Here is a 3042-nt window from a genome sequence, read left to right on the forward strand (position 1 = left end):
CGCCGGCACAGCCGGGTACAGCCACCGCCTGCGCCCCCGCAGGGGCCGCCGCCATCCCATCCGGGGGGACGGCAGCCTGGGGGCTTTGGGCGCAGGCGGTCATCCACAGGCCCACGGCCAACCCCAGAACACGTGTGCCAAAGGGAAAAGATGAAGTCTCGAGCATGTGCATCGCCAGCCTCCCGGTCCGCCATGTTGGGCAATGGCTCGACGATACGGAAGTCCGGCAGCGTGTCGCCGGAGCCAACACCGCAGCGCGCTGTAGGACGGCGCCGCCTGGCCCGTCAACCGCCCGTCGGCAACCCTACACTGCCGGGTATGGAAATCTGGATGCACCAGTTGCTGCAATGGCTGGCCCTCCCACAGTTCGGCCTGGGAACCGTCTTTGTCGTCTCATTCGTGTCGGCCACGCTGCTGCCCATGGGGTCGGAGCCCGCCGTGTTCGGCCTCATCAAGCTCAATCCTGACCTGTACTGGCCTGCGATTGCCGTGGCCACCTTGGGCAACACCCTGGGCGGCGGCGTGAGCTGGTGGATGGGGCTGGGTGCGCACAAGGTGGTGGACAAGGCGCGCGGTCACCACACCGATGCGCGCGCGCTGGCGTGGCTGGAACGCTTCGGCGCCAAGGCCTGTCTGCTGAGCTGGCTGCCCGTGGTGGGCGACCCGCTGTGCGCCGTGGCAGGCTGGCTCAAGCTGCCCTTTTGGCCGTGCATGGCCTACATGGCGATGGGCAAGTTCCTGCGCTACCTGGTGATGACCAGCGTGCTGCTGCACTTCATGCCGGGACACCTGGACTTCTAACCCCCGCCGCAGCGGGCAGCAGCAGGTTCCAGTCCACCACTCGGGTGGTATCGATGTGCACCGTGAGCTGCTCCTCGGCGGGCGAGAGCGGGCAGGCACGCACCCACTGCGCCTGCAGCACCTCGAGCGACGCTTCCGAGGCATCGCTCCCAGCCTGCGCGCGGGCACGCACGCGCTCGCGCAGCACATCCAGGGGCGCCTCGAACGAGAGGATGCGGCACGGCACCTGCAACTGCTGCGCCAATGCGATGAAGCGTGCGCGCATGGAAGCGTCCAGAAACGTGGCGTCCACCAGCACAGTGTGGCCGGCACCCAGTGCCCAACTGGCAGCCTGCGCCAGGGCCTCGTGGGTGCACAGCGAGGCCTCGGGGGTGTAGATGCCGCCCGGCACCGCCGCGCTCGACGCCTGCGGCGCCAGACCAAACAGCCGCTTGCGCTCGACGTCGGCCCGCACGCGCACCACGCCGCGCTCGGCAATGAGCGTCTGCGAGTGCGTGCTCTTGCCCGCGCCCGAAAATCCGTGGGCCAGCCACAACGCGGGAGCCCGGGGCTGCACGTAGCGAAGGGCCAGCGCCAGGTAGCGCTGCACCTCGCCCAGGCTGGCTGCATGCGCGCTGCCCGTCGTCTGGTCCAGCCGCAACGCCGCCACCCGGGCGCGCACCAGCGCCCGGTACACACGGTAGTACTGCAGCACCTGCAGGCCCGCGTAGTCGCCGGTGTGCTCGAACCACGCGTTCAGAAAGCGCCAGGCCAGGTCAGCACGGCCGCGTGCCTCGAGGTCCATCGCCAGGAAGGCGATGTCGGCCATGCAGTCGATCCAGCGCAGGACCGGGTTGAACTCGATGGCATCGAAGAGCTGGGGCTGTCCGTCAATGAGCACCAAATTGGCCAGATGCAGGTCGCCGTGGCATTCGCGCACCCACCCCGCAGCAAGGCGCTGCGCAAACACCGGCGCGAGTGCGGTGCCCTGCGCGCCACACCACTGCGCGATCTGCCCCAATGCGGCGCCCCACTCCGGCAGTGCGCGCGCCACCCCCGTCTGCAGCGCCGCAACACAGTCCTGCACGGGTGCCACAACAGCCTGCGCCGTACCCCAGCCCTGCTGCGGCGTGGCCACCGCAGCGCCGCCATGGAACTGCGCGACCTGGCGCGCCAGGGCGTCGATATGGGCAGGCTGCAGGCGCTGGTGCTCGAGCAGTTCACTCAGAAGGCCTTCCTGCGCGAACCGCCGCATGCGCACCGCAGGTTCGGCGTCTGGCGGAGCCGCATCGGTCGGCTGCAACCGCAGCGCGCCCGCTCCGCCGCTCAGCGCCACCAGGCCCAGGTACAGCGCGGGCGCCGTGCGGCGGTTGATGCGCAGCTCTTCCTCGCAGGCCGCACGCCGCAACGCAGGGGTGCTGAAATCCAGGAAATCCAGCTTCAGGGGTTTCTTGAATTTGTAGACAAAATCCCCCGCCAGCAGCAGCCACGAGATGTGCGTTTCGATCCACCCGATGGCGCCCGTGGGATGGCCGAAGGCCTGCGGGCTTTGCTGCAAGCAGCGCAACCGCTGCTCGGCGGCGGCCAGCGCGTCGTCTGGGCCCAGCGGCGGCAGGGGCAGGGGCAGGGGCAGGGGCAGGGTTTGCATCATGGCGTGCGCACCTTGACGCGCGCGCCTTCCACCAGCGCGGCAGGCGGGTACACCACCACCTGCGCCCCGGCATCCAGCCCGCTTTTCACCCAGGCATGGGTGCTGCCGCGCGCCTGCAGCACCACCGGTGTGCGGCGCACGCGCCCCCCGTCGACCACGAACACGGCCATGCGCGGCTCGGCATTCTCGGCCTCCAAAGACGCTGCGACGCCCGCAGCAGCGCCGCTGGGCAGCGGAAACAGCGCGCTCACGGGCACCAGGGTGACGTCCTGCGCCTCGCGGGTGATCACACGGGCCACCACGCGGTAGCCATCGCCCAGCGCAGCCCACTGCGCGGGCGGGCTGGTCAGGTCGATGAGCACGTTCACCCGCTGCTCCTCCACGCCCAGCGCCGACACCTTGGTGAAAGCCGCCGGCTCCACGGCGCGCACCCGCCCCTGCAGCACACCCGGGCCGCCCCAACGCTCAATGCGCACCGGGCTGCCTGCGTGCACTTGCAGCGCGTCGGTGGACAAGAGCGGCGCCACCACTTCGAGCTGCGCGGTGTCGCCCACCTCGATCAACAGCGCGCCCAGCCCCACCATGCCCTCGCTGATTTGCGCCACGCGCAA

3 protein-coding genes are annotated in these 3042 nt (G+C 70.1%); 1 reads left to right on the forward strand and 2 read right to left on the reverse strand.

All coding sequences use genetic code 11. The annotated features are described in order from the left end of the window. Positions 1 to 318: 318 nt before the first annotated feature. Positions 319 to 801 carry a YqaA family protein gene (locus ACDELDRAFT_RS20755; RefSeq protein ID WP_040330245.1) on the forward strand — a complete coding sequence of 161 codons (483 nt, stop codon included), beginning with the start codon at positions 319 to 321 and terminating at the stop codon, positions 799 to 801. Here the strand turns inward: ACDELDRAFT_RS20755 and ACDELDRAFT_RS20760 are convergent. Together ACDELDRAFT_RS20760 and ACDELDRAFT_RS20765 are read right to left on the reverse strand one after the other, a co-directional pair. Beyond that, positions 776 to 2431 carry a bifunctional aminoglycoside phosphotransferase/ATP-binding protein gene (locus tag ACDELDRAFT_RS20760; protein WP_005800058.1) on the reverse strand — a complete coding sequence of 552 codons (1656 nt, stop codon included), beginning with the start codon at positions 2429 to 2431 and terminating at the stop codon, positions 776 to 778. The genes ACDELDRAFT_RS20755 and ACDELDRAFT_RS20760 overlap by 26 nt on opposite strands. After that, positions 2428 to 3042 (reverse strand): efflux RND transporter periplasmic adaptor subunit (locus ACDELDRAFT_RS20765; protein WP_040330247.1); only part of this gene is annotated, 615 nt, incomplete at its 5' end. The genes ACDELDRAFT_RS20765 and ACDELDRAFT_RS20760, both read right to left, overlap by 4 nt.

Origin of the sequence: Acidovorax delafieldii 2AN (assembly GCF_000175235.1) — a bacterium.
Classification (GTDB): domain Bacteria; phylum Pseudomonadota; class Gammaproteobacteria; order Burkholderiales; family Burkholderiaceae_C; genus Acidovorax; species Acidovorax delafieldii_B.